Genomic DNA, 18,645 nt, shown 5'->3' with positions numbered 1-18,645 from the left:
GCAACGGCCTCCGCAGTATTGCGAAGGCCGTTGCTTTTCGGAGGGCACTCGACTACGGAAGCCCGGGCCCTACTCCCCTTTTCCGTCGCCGCCCACGTTGATGATCAGGCCCATGCTGAACACGGAATTGCCGGCGGTGAGGTACTTACGGTTTTTCAGGCCGAAGTTCCAGCCGCTCATGGCCTGAAACTTCAGCGGACCGATGAGGCCAATACGGGTGTAGCTGACGGGCTCGAAAAAGATATTGTCCTCGCCGGGAATGCGCTGCCCGTTCAGAATCAGCTCGGGCGTGTTGACGTAGCTCAGGCGCAGGGCCGCGCCGTAGCGAAACTGCCAGGTGCGGCCCAGGAAGTCGAATTCCTCGCGCTTCTTCTTGGTGTAGTTCACCTGCGCGAAGTACTTCTCCATGCGCGCCTCCACGGTTTGCGTCACGTCGGCGCTGCGGTTGCGCTCCACGCGCTTGCCGTGGCCGAAGCCCGCACCGGCGTACACTTCCAAAATGCGGCTTTGCGCGTCGCCGAAGCGGGTGTGGTAGCCCACGCCTAGCTCGCCGAAGTCCTGCTCGTAGAGCTTGCGTTTGCCGTTGTTGTGCAGAAACGAAGCCGTGCCGATCAGCCCGATATGCTCGCCCACGGCGTAGGCGCCCTGGGCCGAGACGTTGGCTTTCCAGTTGGTGTGCAGCCCCCCGCTGAACTCGCCCTTCTGGGTGAGCATGGGCGCGGCGGCGGGCGGCGGGAAGTAAACGGACGCGCAACTGCTCAGCAGCGGCAGCGCGCCCAGGGGCATCAAGCGTCGGAGGGCCATGTAAATCTGCGAATGAGACGGGTAAGCAACGCCCCAAGCGGCGTTTCGTTGTATGAAGGGCCGGGGCTGCAAGTGCCCATGTGGGCACCGCCGGCCCAACCACACCCCAATATGACTGAATCCCAGCGTTTCGACGCTATCATCATCGGCTCGGGCCAGGCCGGCAACCCGCTGGCGTATGCCCTGGCCGACGCCGGCCGCCGCGTGGCCCTCGTCGAAAGCCGCCACCTCGGGGGCTCGTGCATCAACTACGGCTGCTCGCCCACCAAGACGCTGCTGACGGCCGCGCACCGCGCCCACGCCATCCGCACGGCCGGCGAGCTGGGCCTGCGCGTGGCCGCGCCCGAAGTCGACATGCCCGCCGTCATCGGCCGGAAAAACGAGCTGCTGGCGTTGCACCGCGAAGGTATTCGCAAAAACCTCACGCAGGAACACGCCGGCATCACGGTGCTGCACGGACACGCCGCGTTTGTGGGGCCGCGCACCCTCATGTTCACGCCCACCCACGAAATCGAGGCCCGGCGGCTGACGGCCCCGCTCATCTTCATCAACGTTGGCACCGTCGCGGCTTGGCCAGAGCTCGAGGGCATTCACGACGTGGGCGCGCTGACCAACGAAGGCCTGCTGGATTTGCCGGAGCTGCCCGAGCACCTGCTCATCCTCGGCGCCAGCTACATCGGCGTGGAGTTCGGGCAGATGTACCGCCGCTTCGGCAGCCGCGTCACCATCGTCGACGCCCAACCGCACCTGCTGAGCCGCGAGGACGAGGACGTGCAGCTGGAATTGCAGCGGCTGCTGGAGGCCGAAGGCATCGAATTCGTGCTTGGCGCGCGGGCCCGGCGGGTGTCGCGCGGGGCCGACGGCGTCCTCACGCTCACCGTGGACGCCCGCGGCGGGGAGCGGCGCCTGCGCGGCTCGCACCTGCTGGTGGCCGTGGGCCGGCAGCCCAACACCGCCTCGCTCGGGCTCGATCTGGCCGGCATCGAAACCGACGAAAAAGGCTATATCCGGGCTGACGCGCAGCTGCGCACCGGCGTGCGCGGCGTGTACGCGCTCGGCGACGTGAAGGGTGGGCCGCAGTTCACCCACATCAGCTACGACGACTACCGCATCGTGCGCGACCAACTGCTGCACGGCCGGCAGCGCACCACGACTGGGCGGCCCGTGCCCTACGTGGTGTTCACGGAGCCCCAGCTCGGGCGCGTGGGGCTGTCGGAAAAGGAAGCCGCGGCCCGGGGCGTGGCCTACCGCGTGGGCAAGCTGCCGGTGCTGCACATCGGGCGGGCCCGCGAAACCAACGCCACCGCGGGGTTTCTGAAAGTGCTGGTGGGCGAGGACGACCGGTTGCTGGGCGCGGCCGTGCTCAGCGAGCAGGGCGGCGAAATCATGTCGATGCTGCAGATTGCCATGGCCGGGCGGCTGAAGTACCAGCAGCTGCAGAACATGGTGCTGGCCCACCCCACCTGGGCCGAGGCGCTCAACAACGTGTTTGCCAAACTGCGGGCGCCGAAGCAATAGCTGCAAAATAAGCTCGTCATCCTGAGCAACAGCGCGAAGGCCCTTCTTCGCACACTTCGCCGCCGCTGCCAACGAAGTGCTGACGTTCTGATAATCCATGAGCGCAGCCACCACCCTTAGGGCATTGGTGGCTGCGCTTATCAGTTCGTGCAGGGCGCGAGAAAGGTCCTTCGCCTTTGGCTCAAGATGACCGTTCTTTGGCCGACTGCTTAGGTTGCCAGTTCTGCGCCAAGCCGTGTCCCCCGATGATGTGATATCATTTTTTTGCCGGGCAACCAACCTTTGCGGTGGCGGACCTCACTTTCCATCAAAGCCCGTCCGCCGTGATTCCCTTGCCCGCCTCCGACGCCCCCTCCGAAGAACAACTGCTGCTGGCTGGCTGCCGGGCGCAGGACCGCGCCTCGCAGTACCGCCTGTACCAGCGTTACAAATCGGCCATGTTTTCCTCGGCCCTGCGCATCCTGCGCGACCGGGACCTGGCCCAGGACGCGCTGCAGGAAGCCTTTGTCGACGTGTTTCGGCAGATTGAGAGCTTCCGGGGCGAATCGTCTTTGGGCAGCTGGATCAAGACCATCGTGGTGCGCAGCGCGCTGAAGGTGCTGCGCCGCGAGCAGCGCATGGAGGTCTACGACCAGGAGCGGCACCCCGAGCCCTTGGTGGCTTGGCACGACAACCTTACGGGCGAAGCCCTCGAAAAAGCCATCGGCGAGCTACCGGCCGGCTACCGGGCGGTGTTCTGCCTGATCGAAGTCGAGGGCTACATGCACCGCGAAGTCGCCGAAATGCTCGGCATTTCGGAGGGCACTAGCAAGTCGCAGCTCTTCCACGCCAAGAAGATGCTGCAAGTAAAACTCCACCATTTGTACGCATGAGCCACTTCCCCGAACTGCCCGCCGAACCCGGCCGGGACAACCTGCGGCGGGCTCTGCACGACCTGCCCCGCCACGAGCCCGACGATGCCCTGTGGGGCCGCATCAGCTCGCTCATCGATACTGACGCGGCCGTGCGCCGCGCCTTGCCCGAACTGCCCGCCCACGAGCCCGACGACGACCTGTGGGCCGTCATCGTGGGCCGCCTCGACCACGAAGCCGCCGCGCCGGCGCCGCTCAGCCTGCACCCGGCCGCGGACGCCGACATCGTGCCCCTGCACGCCGCCCCGGCGGCCGAGCAGCTGCCCACGCCGGCCCCGCTGCTGCCGCCGCCCGGCGTTACGCACCGCTGGCTCACGCAGCCCTGGCACTGGGCCGCATCGGCCGCGGCCGCGGTGTTGGTGCTGGCCGTGGTGTGGTGGCAGCGCCCGCTACCCACGACGACGCCCGCGGTGGCGGTGCGCACCAGCACGGCGGCCCCGGCGGCCAGCGCCGCGACCGAAACCATCAGCTACGGCGAGGAAGTACTGCCGGCCGACCAAGCCGCTACCGCCGCCTTCGCCGGCACGGCCTTCGACCCGCTGCAGGCCCAGGGCGTGGCCTTCATCGACGCGCACTGCACTTCTCTGCCCACCGTATGCCAGACCAGCGAGTTTCAGGAGCTGCGCACCCAGCTGGCCGAGCTGGAAGCCGAGGAGCAGCGCCTGCAGCAGGCGGCCAAGCGCTTCGGCCCCTCGCCCAAGCTGGAGCAAGACCAGGCCCGCGTGACCACGCAAAAGGCCACCGTTACCCGCGAGCTGATTCAGCTGCTTATCTCATGAGGAGCCTCATTCGGGCAGCGCGCGGCGCCGGGCTCGGGGCCTGGCTGCTGACGCTGTGCTTGCTGGTGGGCCTGCTCGGCAGCGCCCGCGCCCAGGTGAAAGTGCAGGTGGTGGCCCGCACCGTGGAGCAGACGCTGGCCTGCCCGGTGAGCACCCTGGTGCGCATCCGGGCCGAAAAAGCCACCCTGCGGGTGCAGGCCTGGGACAAGCCCAGCCTGCGCGTGGTGCTGCGCTTGGTGGCCCGCCACCCCGAGCGCGAAGTGGCCGAGCGCGACCTGCCGGTGGCCCGCTACCAGATCGAGAAAACGGGCACGCTCATCGAGCTGGTCAATTACTTTGCCGTGACGCCCGGCGCCCCGGCCGTGCAGAGCGACCTGCGCGCCGAGTACACCGTGCTCATGCCCGCCGACAACGCCATCGAAATCGTGAATGCCTACGGCCACACCACGCTCACGGGCCTGGCGGGCCGGCAGCAGCTGGAGCAGGATTTCGGGCAGGTGACGCTGCAAGATTTGCGCGGCAGCCTGCTGGCCACCGTGCGCCTGGCCGACATCAACGGCACGAACACCAACTTGGCCCTGAGCTGCAACGCCGACCGCTCGGCCGTGACCCTGCAGGCCGCGGGCGGCAGCTATGCCATCCGCAACCGCTTCGGTAGCGTGACGCTGGAGCCCACCGCGGAGCTGCGCTCGGCCACTATCGACGCCGAACAGACCGAAGTGAAGCTGACCGTGGCCCACCCCGACCAGTTCGACTACGTGCTGAGCACCAGCCGCAGCACTCTGACGGTGCCGCCCGCGCTGAGCGGGCAGGTGCGCAAAACCGGCAACCAACAGACCTTGCGCACCAACTCCGGCCACCGGCTGCCGCTGATTCGGGCCGTGACGTCCCTGGCCCCGGTTACCCTGCAAGCCACCCCGCTCCTCATCAAACGATGACCTCGCTCCCGCTTTTCCGCGCCCTACTGCCTTCCCGCCGCCCCGCCGTGCGCGCGCGGGGCGCCTTGTTGTTGCTGCTCTTGCTGCTGGGTAGCGCGGCCGCACAGGCCCAAACCAAGCCCGCCGCCGACTCCTCGCGCATCAGCTACGACGAAGAAACCATGCCCGCCCCCCTGGGCCCGCCCGTGGGCGCGCCGCAAAACGCCTACACCCGCCTCACCCGCCTGCAGGTGGAGGAGCGGCAGCTGTGGAAGCTGGGGCTGAACAACTTCGGCTTCGGCTTTGACAACGAGGGCTCGTATTTCCGGGTGCGCTACGGCGTGCACCTGGCCTACGAGCGAAAAATCGGCACGGAGTGGTCGGTGCTGGGCGAAGTCAGCCCGGACGTGTTTCGCTACTACCGCGACTCGCTGGCCCGGAAAATGCGCACCGTGCTGACCGGCCGCGTGCAGGTGGCCGGCCGCTACTACTACAACCTCAACCAGCGCATCCGCAAGGGCAAAAGCGCCAGCAACTTCTCCGCCAACTACATCGGGCTGGGCGTGGGCGCGGGCTTCGGGCGTTTCTCCAACCTCTCGCCGTTCTACAACTACTACGAGTCGGGGCAGGTGGCGCGGGCCACGGCCATGCTGCAGTACGGCCTGCAGCGCCGCCTTGGCCCCTACGGCTTCGTCGATTTCAACCTCGGCATTCCCTTCCTGCTCACCCCCGACCCGCCGGCCAGCCTCGAGCAGCTGGCGTTTCGTCTGCGCCTGAATTTGCGCATCGGGCTGGCGCTGGGCCGCTGAGGGCAGCCGCGGATGAGGTTTTGCCGTTGTAGCCCCGATGGCACGCCTGCGCCGTCCACCGCCCCGTTGCCATGCCCGCTCCTCCTCCGCCCTCCGCGTTTCGCCGCGAAACCCTGTTGCAGCAGCTTACCGCCCAGCCCGACTGGGACTTAATCGTCATCGGCGGGGGCGCTACCGGCCTGGGCGCGGCCCTCGACGCCCTGAGCCGCGGGCTGCGCACCCTGTTGCTGGAGCGCGACGATTTTGCCAAGGGCACCAGCAGCCGCAGCACCAAGCTGGTGCACGGCGGGGTGCGCTACCTGGCCCAGGGCGACGTGGCGCTGGTGCGCGAGGCCCTGCGCGAGCGGGGCCTGCTGCTACGCAACGCCCCGCACCTGGTCAGCAACCAACGCTTTGTTATTCCGAGCTACGCGTGGTGGACCGGCCCGTTTTACACCCTGGGTCTGAAGCTCTACGACCTGCTGGCCGGCCGCCTGAGCTTGGGCGCTTCGGTGCTGCTGGACGCGGCCGAAACGCTGCGCCGCCTCGGCAACCTGCGCCCCACCGGCCTGCGCGGCGGCGTGCTCTATCACGACGGGCAGTTCGACGACGCCCGCCTGGCCGTGAACCTGGCCCAAACGGCCATCGAGCACGGCGGCACGGTGCTCAACCACGCCGCGGTGGACGGGCTGCTGAAGGACGCGCAGGGCCGCATCAGCGGGGTGCAGGCCACCGACCAAGAAACCGGCCGCCGCTACGAGCTGCGGGCGCGGGCCGTGGTCAACGCCACCGGCATCTTCGTCGACGAGCTGCGGCGGCTGGACGAGCCCGCCGCCCGCCCGCTGCTGCGGCCCAGCCAGGGCGTGCACCTGGTGGTCGACCAGGCCTTTTTGCCGGGCGGCGACGCGCTGATGATTCCGCGCACCGACGACGGCCGCGTCCTCTTTGCCGTGCCCTGGCACGGGCGCGTGGTGCTCGGCACCACCGACACGCCCCTGGACGCCGTCAGCGCGGAGCCGCAGGCCTTGGAGGCCGAAATTGAGTTTATCCTGCGCACGGCCGGCCGCTACCTGGTCCGGCCGCCCCGGCGCGCCGACGTGCGCAGCGTGTTTGCCGGCCTGCGCCCCCTGGCTGCCCCCACCAAGGGCGCGAACCAAACCAAGGAAATTTCGCGCAGCCACAAAATCAGCGTCTCCCCCGCGGGCCTCATCACCATCACCGGGGGCAAGTGGACCACCTACCGCCGCATGGGCCAGGACGTGGTGGACCGCGCCGTGCAGCTCGGGCGGCTAGCCGCCGGCCCCAGCCAGACGGCCCAGATGCCCATTCACGGCGCCCAGCCCACCACCGACTTCGGCAGCCACCTGCACGTGTACGGCAGCGACCTGCCGGCCCTGCAGCAACTCGTGCAGGAGCATCCGGAGCTGAGCCAGCCGCTGGTGCCGGAGGCCGAATTCAGCCGGGCCGAGGTGGTGTGGGCGGCGCGCTACGAGCTGGCCCGCACGGTGGAGGATGTGCTGGCTCGCCGGGTACGCCTGCTCTTTCTCGACGCGGCCGCGGCCGTGCGCGCCGCGCCGGTGGTGGCCGCGCTGCTGGCCGCCGAGCTGGGACGCGACGAAGCCTGGCAACGCGCGCAGGTAGCCGCGTTTACCGCGCTGGCGCGGCAGTACCAGCTGTAAGGCCCATCTGAAATCGTCTGTCATCCTCATTTGGCGTACGCGCAGCGAAGAACCCTCCTCACACCCCACACCAACTAAAAAGCGCCGCCACTAACGCCTGGCGTTGAGGCTACGCTTTTTCGTTTTTGGCTGCAACGTCTGCTTGCTGGTATCAGCGCCGGGGCTGGGTTTGCGGAAGATTCTTCGCTCTGCTCCGGATAACGTTCTTTTTCTGGCTTCTCCCCTTTAGGCCGCTAGCTTTCGAGCTGCCGCCTTGTTGCGCCACCCGGTTTTGGCCAAGCGGCTTCCTTTACTGCCCACCTTTTCCCTGCCCACCATGTCCCAGTACTACATCCTCGCCCTCGACCAAGGCACGACCAGCTCCCGCGCCATTCTCTTCGACCAACAGGGCCGGCCGGTGGCGCAGGCGCAAAAGGAGTTTGCCCAGCTGTTTCCGCGGCCGGGCTGGGTGGAGCACGACCCGCTGGAAATCTGGGCCACGCAGGCGGGCGTGGCGGCCGAGGCCACGGTGAAGGCCGGGCTAAACGGCCGCAGCATTGCCGCCATTGGCATCACCAACCAGCGCGAAACCACCATCGTGTGGCACCGCCGCACCGGCCGGCCCGTCTACAACGCCATCGTGTGGCAGGACCGCCGCACGGCCGCCTACTGCGAGGAGCTGCGCACTGCCGGGCACGAGCCGCTAATCCGGCGGAAAACCGGCTTGCTGCTCGACGCCTACTTCTCGGCCAGCAAGGTGCGCTGGATTCTCGACCACGTGCCCGGGGCCCGGCAGCAGGCCGCGGCCGGCGAGCTGGCTTTCGGCACCGTCGACAGTTGGCTGATCTGGAACTTCACCCAGGGCGGCCTGCACGTGACCGACGTGACCAACGCCGCCCGAACCCTGCTCTTCGACATTCACCGGCGGCAGTGGGACGACGAGCTGCTGGCCCTGTTCGACATTCCGCGCAGCATGCTGCCGGCGGTGCGCGCGTCCAGCGAGGTGTACGGCGAAACGAAAACCACCGTGTTTGCCTCCAAAATTCCGCTGGCGGGCGTGGCCGGCGACCAGCAGGCGGCCCTGTTCGGGCAGCAGTGCCTGGCCCCGGGCATGGTCAAGAACACCTACGGCACGGGCTGTTTCATGCTGATGAACATCGGCGCCGAGCCGCGGGCCTCGCAGCACAACTTGCTGACGACCATAGCCTGGCAACTGGGCAACCAGACCCAGTACGCGCTGGAAGGCAGCATCTTCATGGGCGGCGCCGTGGTGCAGTGGCTGCGCGACCAGCTGGGCATCATCCGCACCTCGGCCGAGGTGGAGGCGCTGGCCCGGCAGGTGCCCGACAGCGGCGGGGTGTGTTTCGTGCCGGCTTTTGCGGGCCTGGGTGCCCCGCACTGGAACCCGCACGCCCGCGGCACCCTCTTCGGCCTGACGCGCGCCAGCACCGCCGCCCACGTGGCCCGCGCCGCCGTCGAAGCCATTGCCTACCAAACCCTGGACGTGCTGCGGGCCATGGAGGCCGACGCGGGACTGCCCGTGGCCGAGCTGCGCGTGGACGGCGGGGCCGCGGCCAACGAGCTGCTGATGCAGTTTCAGGCCGACGTGCTGGGCACCCGGGTGCTGCGCCCGCGCCTGCTCGAAACCACCGCCCTGGGCGCGGCCTACCTAGCCGGCTTGGCGGTAGGCTACTGGAGCGGCCTCGACGAAATCCAGGCGCTGAACCCGGCCGACACTACCTTTACGCCGCAGGCCGACCGTGCTGCCGTCGATGCGGGCGTGGCGCAGTGGCAGCGGGCGGTGCGGGCCGCGCAACACTGGGCCCAGGACGTGCCCTAGGGCCGTTGTGCCCACGACCAGTTAAGCCGCGGTGGCGGCCCGGGGCTGCAGGCGCTTATCGGCCGGCGGAACCGGGCAAAACCTGGGCTATTCGCGAATTGCTTGTGGGTGCGTAACCCAATAGTGCGGAAACAGTTGCAGGGTGAGCGTCGAGTAGAGTTGGTTTCGGCGGGGCAGGTACTCGTCGTAGCCCTGGCCGCTGGCGGCGGCTTGCGAGGTGGGCACTACCGACAAGCCCATGGCCAGCTGCAGCCCTACGCCGCGCCAGCGCGTGCCCGCCGGACCGTGCAGGCCCACGAAGCTCATGAGCTCGTGGCGCAGGGTGCGGCTTAAGGGCAGGGGACGCCCGCCGCTGGCGAAGGCATCGAACTGCACGCGGTTGAGGCGGTAGGCGAATCCGGCCCGCGCCCATTCGCTGTCGGCGAAGGCGTAGAGCTCGGCAAAGGTGCGGTGGTAAGCCGCCTCGTATCGGTACAGCCGGTGGTAGGCAAACGGCAGGCCCCGATTCGAGAAGCCGCGGGCTGTGTGCGCCCGGCCGTAGCCCAGCAGGCCGCCCGCCACGAATGTCTGGTTGATCGGCCAGTAGCCGCCCGCGGCCGCTTCGTATTGCCGCGAACGGAAATAAACGGTGTCGTTGGCGCTGCCGCCGCTGCGGCCCCGGCCCACGGCGCCGCGCAGCAGCACGTAGCGCAGCGGCGAGTAGGCCGCCGAGGCTTCCCAGCGGCTGTTGAAGTAGGTGGAAGCCGTCAGTTCGGCCTGGTTGCGCCCGCGAATCAACGGGGCCGCGCCTTGCATGGGCGCGTACACGGTACAGCCCGTCAGGCTTATGACGGCGGCCGCCAAGGCGAATCGAACAAAGCCCATAATTTAATAGGTACTGATACGCGGTGCCGGCAATATACCCGTTAACAGCCGGCGGCAAGCAGCGCGTAGGCGGGCCCCAAAGCTTGCTATCCGGCGCCCGAATGATTATTTGCGAGCCGAACCATCGTTCTGGGGGCCTATGCAACGTTTGTGGATACTTTTCTGGCTGCTGGCCGGTTCGGCGGCGGCGCAGCAGCCGCTGGTGCCCCCACGCCGCCAGGCTCTGTACCTGGCCGTGGGCGGCAACAGCCCGCACTACTCCCTGGGCTACGAACGAATTTGCTGGCAGCGCCCGCGGGCCAGCTACCTACTCAGCGCCGGCCTGGGCCTGACCGGCGACGAGCTGTCGGTACCGCTGGGCGCGGCCGTGCTGACGGGCGCCGGCGCCCACCACGCCGAACTAGGCGCGGGTCTGACACCGGCCGTGCGCCACTACCGCCAGGCCGACACCGACAAGGTGCTGTACCTGACGCCGCTGGCCGGCTACCGCTACCAGCCGCCGCAGGGCCGCTGGCTGCTGGGCGCGGCTTTGTCGCCGCGGCTATTCGTCGACCCGCCCTCCTACGACCCGTGGGCCTTTTCCACGCGCTGGCAGCTGACGGGGCGCGTGCTGCTGGGCTGGCGCTGGTAGCCCGATTAGCACCAAAGCCCGCCGCTACGTGCGTAACGACGGGCTTTTCGCACAGTAATTATTCCGCTAGCTATACCTGATAACTCAGCGCTGGATCCGGTAGTGGATACGAAGTATTGCTCTAACTAACCCTATTGCGTGTTCCGCTGAGTTACTTCCCCGCGCGCTTGCCCGGCCGGAATACCACGCCCAAGCTGGCCGTAGGTGCCGGCAGCCGCAGGCGCGTAGTCTCTTGCCAGGTTGGTTCGTTGAGGTACTCCGGCGCGGCAGTGGCCCGGCCCAGCGACATGCCCACGGCAGCCTGCAGCTGCCAGCGGGTGGGTTGCTGCCGGTCGAGGTTGACGCGGCAAAACAGCTGGGGCTCGTGGCGCAGCATGGTCTTCACCGGAATGGGCGTAGCGTAGCCGTTGTACTGCCAGGTCAGGTCGCGGAAGTGCAGGTAGGTCAGGCGGTAAGCGGCTCCCACCTCGCCGCCGCGGAAGGCGTACGAGGCGTTGAGCTGCCCGAACAGCTTGCCGTAGCGCGCGTCGTACTGGTACCGCTCGTTGCGCACGCCCAATGGAAAGACTTCCAGCTCCTTGGTCATGATGGATTTGTGGGTGGTAGCAAAGCCGCCGCCCGTCAAGCCGGTAAACAGCCAGTGCGGCCCCACGGCCCGATAGGTGCCCAGGCCTAGCTCCCACTGCCGAGTGTTCAGGGAGCTGGAATCGTTGGTTTTGGGCCGAAACGTGGCGGCCCCGGATACGAGCACGTTGGCAATGGGCGAGTGCACCACGCCGGCCTCAACCCGGCCATTGGGCTGGATGCTGGCGCTGATTTCCGTTTCGCCCTTGTGCCGGATGGTGGATACGGTGGGCTGCATGGGGGCGTACACGGAGCAACTGCTGAGCAGGGAGGCAAGCAGGCCCAGGGCACAGCCAAACGGGAATAGAAAACGCTTCATCGGTGGAGGGGTTAGAGGACGTGACAAACATCGGCTCCTGGACTTCCCCGTTCAATCGATGCGTTGCCGTTATCAGACTTTATGACTGAATCCGCAACCCAACTTATACGCGTTTTCAGTCGTTTGGAGCGGCTTTATACTTGAGCACTCCTGACGTTATTGTTTCCAGGTTTCTCATCGAGTTGCCCTAGCCGGCGTGCACCCGCGAGCCGGGCAGCAGCGGCGACGACGCGCATGGCCGCAACTGCAGGTGCAGCGGGCCGGGCTGTTCCATCCCCATCTACCGCGGCCGTGCCGTCCACTTGCCGGCGGCATGCTTGGAGCGAGGCGTGTGGAGTTTGCGCAGAGGCTGCATCTTCTCCCTGCATTCCACCAGCCTTGTTCTATGCGTTACCTCCTTTTGTTGCTGCTGTGCGCCCGGTGGGCCGGGGCGCAGGTTCCCCCGCTCGAAACGCCCACCCGCAAGGCCTGGCAGCCCCGGCAGCCGGTGCTGGCTACGGATTTTCAGGCCCCGCCCACGGCTAAGCTTCGTGAATTGGAGCAAAAAGCCGGGCTGCGCACCGACACGCGGGTCAGCCTCGGCTCCGTGCTCGACGTACCCGCCAAGCGGCGCGACCGGGGCCCCAAGCTGGAGCAAGCGTATTTCGCGGCCATCTGGCTGAAGGATCAATCGGCCACGCTCACCACCGACACGGCCGCGCTGGCCCAGGAGCGCATCCTCTTCGATCTGGCCGAGTTGGCGGCCCGGCAAGCCCGACGCACCCTGCAGCAGCTGCAGGATAGCAGCCACGCCTACGGCACCGCGTACATCTACTACGTGCCAGTGGCCAACCAAGCCTGTGCCTGGTATCACCAGCAAGTCGATGCCTACACCCGTGCCCGCTATATCGACAAGCAGCCCGAGGCCCACGCTACCTGGCGCCGGCGCATCGACGTGGCGCTGCGTGAATCGGCGGCCTGGGCCACGCCGGCGCAGGCGGCGCAACGGCTGCTGGGCGGCCAGCCGGTGGAGCCGGGCTATATCAAGTCGCCGACGGTGCTGGGGCAGCTGGGCTGCGGGCAGCCTTAACGCAAGCCGGCCCGCCGCAACAGTTGTTGCGGCGGGCCGGTCTGTTTGGGTTTGAACCGAGCCTTACTTGGCGTAGGCTACAGCGCGCATTTCGCGAATCACCGTCACCTTGATCTGGCCGGGGTACTGCATTTCCTTCTCGATTTTCTGCGAAATCTCGCTGGACAGCTCCTGGGCGCGGTCGTCGGTCACGTTATCAGCATCCACGATGACGCGCAGCTCGCGGCCGGCCTGAATGGCGTAGCACTGGTTCACACCTTTGAAGGCGTTGGCGGTTTCTTCCAGCTGCTTGAGGCGCTTGATGTAGCTTTCCATCATCTCGCGGCGGGCGCCGGGGCGCGAGCCGCTGATGGCGTCGCAGGCCTGGATGATGGGCGAAATCAGGGCCGTCATTTCCATCTCGTCGTGGTGGGCGCCGATGGCGTTGACCACGTCCGGGTGCTCCTTGTACTTCTTGGCCAGCTCCATGCCCAGGATGGCGTGGGGCAGCTCGGGCTCCTCGGCGCTAACCTTGCCGATGTCGTGCAGCAGCCCGGCGCGCTTGGCGTGCTTCACGTTCAGGCCCAGCTCGGCGGCCATGGTGGCGCAGAGGTTGGCCACTTCGCGCGAGTGCTGCAGCAGGTTCTGCCCGTACGACGAGCGGAAGCGCATGCGGCCCACCATCTTGATCAGCTCGGGGTGCAAGCCGTGGATGCCGAGGTCGACAATGGTCCGCTCGCCAATTTCGACGATTTCCTCCTCGATGTTCTTGCGCGTCTTGGCCACGATTTCCTCAATGCGGGCCGGGTGAATGCGGCCGTCCTTCACCAGCAGGTGCAGGGAGAGGCGGGCAATTTCGCGGCGCACCGGGTCGAAGCCCGAGATGATGATGGCCTCGGGCGTGTCGTCGACGATGATTTCGACGCCGGTAGCGGCTTCCAGGGCGCGGATGTTGCGGCCTTCCCGACCGATGATTTTGCCCTTGACGTCGTCGGATTCGATGTTAAACACCGACACGCAGTTTTCGATGGCGTGCTCGGCGGCGGTGCGCTGAATGGTTTCGAGCACCACCTTCTTCGCGTCCTTGGTGGCCGTGAGGCGGGCCTGGGCCACGGTGTCCTTGATGAAGCTGGAGGCCTGAATCTGGGCTTCGTTCTTGAGCGACTCCACGAGCTGCTCGCGGGCTTCGGCGGCGGTCAGGCCGGCAATGGTTTCGAGCTGCTGCTGCAGCTGGTGGCGCAGGGCTTCGGCGGCTTCCTGGTCTTCGCGCAGCTGGGCAGCCAGCTGCTCGTGGTGCAGGCGGCGCTTTTCTTCCTGGGCTTCGAATTTCTCCTGCTGGCGCTGGGCTTCGTTGGAGACCTTCTCGCGCAGCGTGTCGAGCTCTTTCTCCTTGCGCTGCACCTGCTCCAGCTGGCGCTGCGAGGCTTGGGTGAGCTGCTTCACGCTGGCTTCCTGCTGCACCACGACTTCGCGGCGCTGGGCCAGATCCTGGTCGGCCTCCTGGCGGAGGCGGCGGATTTCCTGCTCGGATTCGTTGCGCACCTGGCGGGCCTTGTCTTTGGCCTGCTGAATGCGCTCCTCGCGGATGCGGTTGGCCTTGGCTTCGGCTTCCTGCAAGAGTTCAGCCGCGCGCCCTTGGGCCTGCGCTTCAACGTCCTGCCGGGCTTTACCGGCCATCTGCCGGCCCAGGAAGAAGCCCACGGCAAGGGCGACAACCGCGGCCAGCACGATGTATATTATTTCGGGCATGGTATGGTGATGTTGGGGGAGGATGGAACAAGCACCATAGCCTGCGTCGACTCAGAGCTGCCGCAACGGCAGGTTTCCGGACCGGGCCGTCTGCCCAAGGGTCCTTTCGGGTTAGTCAGCAGCAAGCGGCGAGCAAGTCAGACGGCCAGGGAGAGTTATTGGCCTGGGGCGCGGGCCCAAATCGTGACTACTCGGCACTCACTACCAAGTACCTATGCTATTGTCAGGCGAGTACCACCGACGAGAGCAGCTGATCGAGCCTGGCGAGGCGTTCGGTCAGCGCGGCGTCGGTACCGTCCTTTTCCTTGGAGGCTTTCATGCGGTCGGCCAGGGTGGTCAACGCAATCATGGCCAGCAGGTCCTGTTTGTCCTGGATGCCGTACTGCTCGCGAAATTCCTTGATCCGCTCGTTCAGGAGGCGGCCCGCCAGGCGGAGGCGCTCCTCTTCCTGCGGCGACACCCGCAGGGGGTAGTCACGGTCGGCAATGCGGATTTTGATGGAGAGTTCGGTCACGGTCGGGCGAGAGGCGTTTCGGGTGGGGTCGGTGCGGTGGTGCAGGTTATTCCCTCAAATAGGCAAGGCACTTATCTAGTTCGCGGATGTATTCGTTGAGACGTTGTTTCAGCTCGGTTGCGGTAGCCGGTTCGGCGGCTATGGTATTAGCAAGTTTAACAATATTTTCCTGGTTCTGGTGCTCCCGCAGCTGCCGGTCCCGGTCGCGTACTTCGGCCTGCAGCTGCTGAATGGTGGTGTGGGCATCGGCCAGCTCCTCGCGCACCTGCTGATAGGCAGCCACTAACGTGGTAACCTGCCGCTCCATGCGGTCCAGTTGGGCAAGCTGTTGCGGTGAGGCCATAGTCAGGGAAATTGTAGGGCAAAGTAACGAATTACACGGCGCAGAAGCGAAAAACCCTGCCAAGCCCCGGCGGGCCCGACAGGGTCTGGTACTCTTCGCCAGCAGAAACGCCAGTATACGCCTCTACTTGCGGATGACTGCGCCGGCCTGCTGCTCGAACTGGGCCATGAGCTTCTGCATGACCTGGTCGATGGCTTGGTCGGTGAGCGTCTGCGTTGGGTCTTGCAGCAGGAAGCTCAGCGAGTAGGATTTCTTGCCGGCCCCCAGGTTTTCGCCCTGGTACACGTCGAACACGTTCACCTCGCGCAGCAGTTTGCGCTCGGCCTTGGTGGCAATCTGGCGCAGTTGGTCGAAGGTCACGGCCTGGTCGACCACCAGCGACAGGTCGCGGCGAACTTCCGGGAACTTGGGCAGCTCCTGGGCGGTGAGGGCGCCGCGGTACTTGCGCAGCAACCACTGCCAGTCCAGCTCGGCGTACCACACCGGCTGGCTGATGTCCATCTGCTTGAGCACTTTCGGCGACACGGCGCCGAGGTGCACCACGGGCTGGTTGTTGAGCAGCAACGTGAGGCCACCGTTCAGGTACTGGTGCTGCACCGGCTGCTGGCCCGAGGGCGTGAAACCCAAGCTGCGCAACACCTGCAGCACCGCGCCGGCGAGGTGGTGGTAGGCGGTTTTCTCATCTTTCTGCTGCCAGCTTTCGGCCTGCACGTAGCCGGTCAGGTAGACGGCCAGCGTGGGCTTTTCCTTGTAGCTGCCGTCCTCTTGGCGGTGGTAGCTGCGGCCAAACTCGTAGAGCTTCAGGTCGCGCTGGCGGCGGTTGACGTTGTAGCGGATGATTTCCAGGCCCGAGTGCAGCAGCGTGGGCCGCATCACGTCGAGGTCGGCCGAGTTGTAGTTGAGCACACGCACCAGGTCGGCGGCGGGCTGCTCGGGCGTCTCGAAGTAGCGGGAGTTGACCAGCGAGTTCGTGATGATTTCCGAGTAGCCTTGGCCGCTGAGCAGCTGGGCCACGTCGCGGCGCAGCAGCTCGGGGTCGGGGCTCGGGAACTTCGCGAGGAAGGCGGCGGCGTTGAAGGTGCGCAGCGGCACGTGGTCGTAGCCGTAGATGCGCAGGATTTCCTCCACCACGTCGGCTTCGCGGGTCACGTCGACGCGGTAGGGCGGCACCGACACCAGCCACTCGGCCTGGCCGGTTTCGGTAGTGCCTTCCTCGGTGATGAGGATGTCGAGGTCAGTGAGGATCTGGCGGATGCGGTCCGGCGCAATGTAATGGCCGATGAGCTTCTCCACCCGCGGCAGCAGCAGGCGCACCGCGGTGTGCTCGATGTGGCGCGGGTATACGTCGACCACCGGGGCGGCCACGCGGGCGCCGGCTACGTCCTGCAGCAGCAGGGCGGCGCGCTTCAGGGCCAGGGGCACCATGTGCGGGTCGGTGCCGCGCTCGAAGCGGAAGGAGGCGTCGGTTTTGAGCTGGTGGTTCTGGGCGGTTTTGCGGGCCACGGCGGGCTCGAAGTAGGCGCTTTCTAGGAACACGCGGGTGCTGCCCTCCGTCACGCCCGAGGTTTTGCCGCCGAACACGCCGGCCAGCGCCAGTGCCTGCCCGGTAGCATCGGCAATGACGAGGTCTTCGGCTTTGAGCGTGCGTTCGGTGCCGTCGAGGGTGGTGAGCTTCTCCCCTGCCCCGGCGCGGCGCACGCGGATGCCCCCATTGCCGATTTTATCGGCGTCGAAGGCGTGCAGGGGCTGGCCCAGCTCGTGCAGCACGAAGTTGGTCACGTCCACCACGTTGTTGATGGGCGAAAGGCCGATGCTGCGCAGGCGGCGCTGCAGCCATTCCGGCGACGGGCCCACCTGCACGCCTTCCAGCAGCAGGCCGGCGTAGCGCGGGCAGCCCTCGGCGTCCTCGATTTCCACCGAGATATTGCCGGCCGGCACTTCGCTCGGCGCGTGGAAGCCGCTTACGTCGGGCAGCTGCACGGGCTGGCGCAGCAGGGCGCGTAGGTCGCGGGCCACGCCGAAGTGCGAGGCGGCGTCGGCGCGGTTGGGCGTCAGGCCAATTTCGATGATGTGGTCCGAGGTCAGCCCGAAGTACTGGGCTGCGGGCGTGCCGTTGGGCAGGTCGGTATCCAGCACCATGATGCCGGCGTGCGAGGCCCCAAGACCGATTTCGTCCTCGGCGCAGAGCATGCCTTCGGAGGCGGCGCCGCGGATTTTCGACTTCTTGATTTTGAACGGCTCCCCGCTGCTGGGGTGCAGGGTGGCGCCTTCCAGGGCCACTACCACGCGCTGGCCGGCGGCCACGTTGGGTGCGCCGCAGACGATGTGGCGGATGGTACCGTCGCCCACGTCCACGGTGGTCAGGCTCAGCTTGTCGGCGTCGGGGTGCTTGTCGCGGGTGAGCACCGTGCCCAGCACCACGCCCTGCAGGCCGCCGGGCACGCTTTCCAGCTCCTCCAGGCCTTCTACTTCGAGGCCGGAGCTGGTGAGCAGGGCCGAAATTTCGGCGGGCGACTTATCGGTGGGGAAGAGCGTGCGGAGCCAGTCGAGGGAAATCTTCATAGTAGTCAGTGGTCGGGGGTCAGTTGTCAGACCAAGGCCGGCAACGACAGCGAAAGGGCAAAGGTAAATAGTTAGCCGCCGTGCGCGGCACGGGCAAGGCGGGGCGCTGGTGCTTACTCCTTGTAGCTCTTCTCCCCCGCCGGCACGTCGATGGTCAGCCAGTTTTCCTTGGGCGGCATGGGGCAGGAGAAGTTGCCGCCGTAGGCGCAGTAGGGGTTGTAAGTGCGGTTGAAGTCGAGCGTGACCTGCTGGTCGTTGTCGCCGGGCGTTTCCACGTCGAGGTAGCGGCCGCCGCCGTAGGAGCCGCGGCCGTTGGTTTTGTCGGTAAAGGGGACGAACAGCGTCGGGTCGGTCTTGCTCACGCGCCGCAGCAAGGTCACCGTCTGCTTGTGCCCCTGCCAGTCGAAGGAGGCCCGGCCGAAGCGGGTGTACTTATCGGCCCCGCCCTGGGTCAGCGGCAGGCTGAGCGTGTCGCCGGGGGGCAGGCGCTGCAGCGTGGCCGTGATGCGCCATAGGGCCTGGGGCGGGTAGTAGCGCAGGCTGTCGAAGTTTTCGTGCAGCTCCTCGGGCAAGGGCGAGGTGCGGTGGCCGCGGAACTGCTCGTTTTTCTGCTTCCGCTCCTGCTTGAGCTTGTAGAGGTACTGATCGTCGTTGAATACCAAATCGGTAGCCACGTAGCCAACGACGAACACCAAGCCGAGACCGAGCAGGATTTTGGAAGCAGAAAGGGAAGCCATGCCGCAAAGGTAGCGCCGGTTCGGGTGGCAGCCGGACGG

At 66.8% G+C, this 18,645-nt stretch carries 17 protein-coding genes; 9 read left to right on the top strand and 8 right to left on the bottom strand.

The features are described from left to right. Window positions 1–69 precede the first annotated feature (69 nt). Window positions 70–804 carry a hypothetical protein gene (locus LJ737_RS12655; protein WP_227766206.1) on the bottom strand — a complete coding sequence of 245 codons (735 nt, stop codon included), beginning with the start codon at window positions 802–804 and terminating at the stop codon, window positions 70–72. A 111-nt stretch (window positions 805–915) separates the two neighbouring features. On the opposite strand from LJ737_RS12655, the gene LJ737_RS12650 reads away from it, so the two are divergent. The 7 genes from LJ737_RS12650 (at window position 916) to glpK (ending at window position 9,215) form a co-directional block, all read left to right on the top strand. Further along, window positions 916–2,322 carry a mercuric reductase gene (locus LJ737_RS12650; RefSeq protein WP_227766204.1) on the top strand — a complete coding sequence of 469 codons (1,407 nt, stop codon included), beginning with the start codon at window positions 916–918 and terminating at the stop codon, window positions 2,320–2,322. Window positions 2,323–2,645: 323 nt separating this feature from the next. Next, window positions 2,646–3,194, top strand: coding sequence for an RNA polymerase sigma factor (locus LJ737_RS12645; protein WP_227766202.1), 549 nt, complete (start codon window positions 2,646–2,648; stop codon window positions 3,192–3,194). Next, the gene (locus LJ737_RS12640) at window positions 3,191–4,012 is read left to right on the top strand and encodes a hypothetical protein (RefSeq protein ID WP_227766199.1); all 822 of its coding nucleotides are present in this window, start codon (window positions 3,191–3,193) and stop codon (window positions 4,010–4,012) included. Before LJ737_RS12645 ends, LJ737_RS12640 begins: the two co-directional genes overlap by 4 nt. Then, complete coding sequence (locus LJ737_RS12635; RefSeq protein WP_227766197.1) at window positions 4,009–4,950, top strand: hypothetical protein; 942 nt, start codon at window positions 4,009–4,011, stop codon at window positions 4,948–4,950. The genes LJ737_RS12640 and LJ737_RS12635 overlap by 4 nt, the downstream gene beginning before the upstream one ends. After that, entirely contained in the window at window positions 4,947–5,738 is a 792-nt protein-coding gene (locus tag LJ737_RS12630; protein ID WP_227766195.1) for a hypothetical protein, read from the top strand. The genes LJ737_RS12635 and LJ737_RS12630 overlap by 4 nt, the downstream gene beginning before the upstream one ends. A gap of 71 nt (window positions 5,739–5,809) precedes the next feature. Continuing rightward, window positions 5,810–7,396: a glycerol-3-phosphate dehydrogenase/oxidase gene (locus LJ737_RS12625; protein ID WP_227766194.1), complete on the top strand. Its 1,587-nt coding sequence runs from the start codon at window positions 5,810–5,812 to the stop codon at window positions 7,394–7,396. A 316-nt stretch (window positions 7,397–7,712) separates the two neighbouring features. After that, window positions 7,713–9,215: a glycerol kinase GlpK gene (glpK, locus tag LJ737_RS12620; RefSeq protein ID WP_227766192.1), complete on the top strand. Its 1,503-nt coding sequence runs from the start codon at window positions 7,713–7,715 to the stop codon at window positions 9,213–9,215. A gap of 87 nt (window positions 9,216–9,302) precedes the next feature. Here the strand turns inward: glpK and LJ737_RS12615 are convergent, their stop codons facing one another. Then, window positions 9,303–10,079: a hypothetical protein gene (locus LJ737_RS12615; protein ID WP_227766190.1), complete on the bottom strand. Its 777-nt coding sequence runs from the start codon at window positions 10,077–10,079 to the stop codon at window positions 9,303–9,305. 139 nt (window positions 10,080–10,218) lie between these two features. Between LJ737_RS12615 and LJ737_RS12610 the strand changes: the two genes are divergently transcribed. Further along, window positions 10,219–10,710, top strand: a complete 492-nt coding sequence (locus LJ737_RS12610) for a hypothetical protein (RefSeq protein WP_227766188.1) — start codon at window positions 10,219–10,221, stop codon at window positions 10,708–10,710. 151 nt (window positions 10,711–10,861) lie between these two features. Here LJ737_RS12610 and LJ737_RS12605 read toward each other — a convergent pair whose 3' ends face one another. Next, a complete protein-coding gene (locus tag LJ737_RS12605) occupies window positions 10,862–11,653 on the bottom strand; it encodes a hypothetical protein (RefSeq protein WP_227766185.1) in 792 nt (263 codons plus the stop codon). A 385-nt stretch (window positions 11,654–12,038) separates the two neighbouring features. On the opposite strand from LJ737_RS12605, the gene LJ737_RS12600 reads away from it, so the two are divergent. Next, on the top strand, window positions 12,039–12,722 hold the full coding sequence (locus tag LJ737_RS12600) for a hypothetical protein (protein WP_227766184.1): 684 nt from the start codon (window positions 12,039–12,041) through the stop codon (window positions 12,720–12,722). 63 nt (window positions 12,723–12,785) lie between these two features. Here the strand turns inward: LJ737_RS12600 and rny are convergent, their stop codons facing one another. The 5 genes from rny to LJ737_RS12575 all read right to left on the bottom strand — a co-directional run bounded on the left by rny (window position 12,786) and on the right by LJ737_RS12575 (window position 18,606). Continuing rightward, window positions 12,786–14,450, bottom strand: a complete 1,665-nt coding sequence (rny, locus tag LJ737_RS12595) for a ribonuclease Y (protein WP_227766182.1) — start codon at window positions 14,448–14,450, stop codon at window positions 12,786–12,788. 223 nt (window positions 14,451–14,673) lie between these two features. After that, on the bottom strand, window positions 14,674–14,964 hold the full coding sequence (locus LJ737_RS12590; protein WP_078013785.1) for a cell division protein ZapA: 291 nt from the start codon (window positions 14,962–14,964) through the stop codon (window positions 14,674–14,676). A gap of 46 nt (window positions 14,965–15,010) precedes the next feature. Then, window positions 15,011–15,307 (bottom strand): hypothetical protein, encoded by a 297-nt coding sequence (locus LJ737_RS12585; protein WP_111480019.1) that lies wholly within the window; start codon window positions 15,305–15,307, stop codon window positions 15,011–15,013. Between the two features lie 123 nt (window positions 15,308–15,430). After that, complete coding sequence (gene pheT / locus LJ737_RS12580) at window positions 15,431–17,869, bottom strand: phenylalanine--tRNA ligase subunit beta (RefSeq protein ID WP_227766180.1); 2,439 nt, start codon at window positions 17,867–17,869, stop codon at window positions 15,431–15,433. Between the two features lie 113 nt (window positions 17,870–17,982). Next, window positions 17,983–18,606 (bottom strand): DUF1684 domain-containing protein, encoded by a 624-nt coding sequence (locus tag LJ737_RS12575; protein ID WP_227766178.1) that lies wholly within the window; start codon window positions 18,604–18,606, stop codon window positions 17,983–17,985. Window positions 18,607–18,645: the final 39 nt, after the last annotated feature.

Source organism: Hymenobacter sp. 15J16-1T3B, assembly GCF_020711235.1.
Lineage (GTDB): Bacteria > Bacteroidota > Bacteroidia > Cytophagales > Hymenobacteraceae > Solirubrum.
The sequence above is the reverse complement of the archived record's forward strand: the minus strand, read 5'-3'. Positions and strand labels throughout refer to the sequence as shown.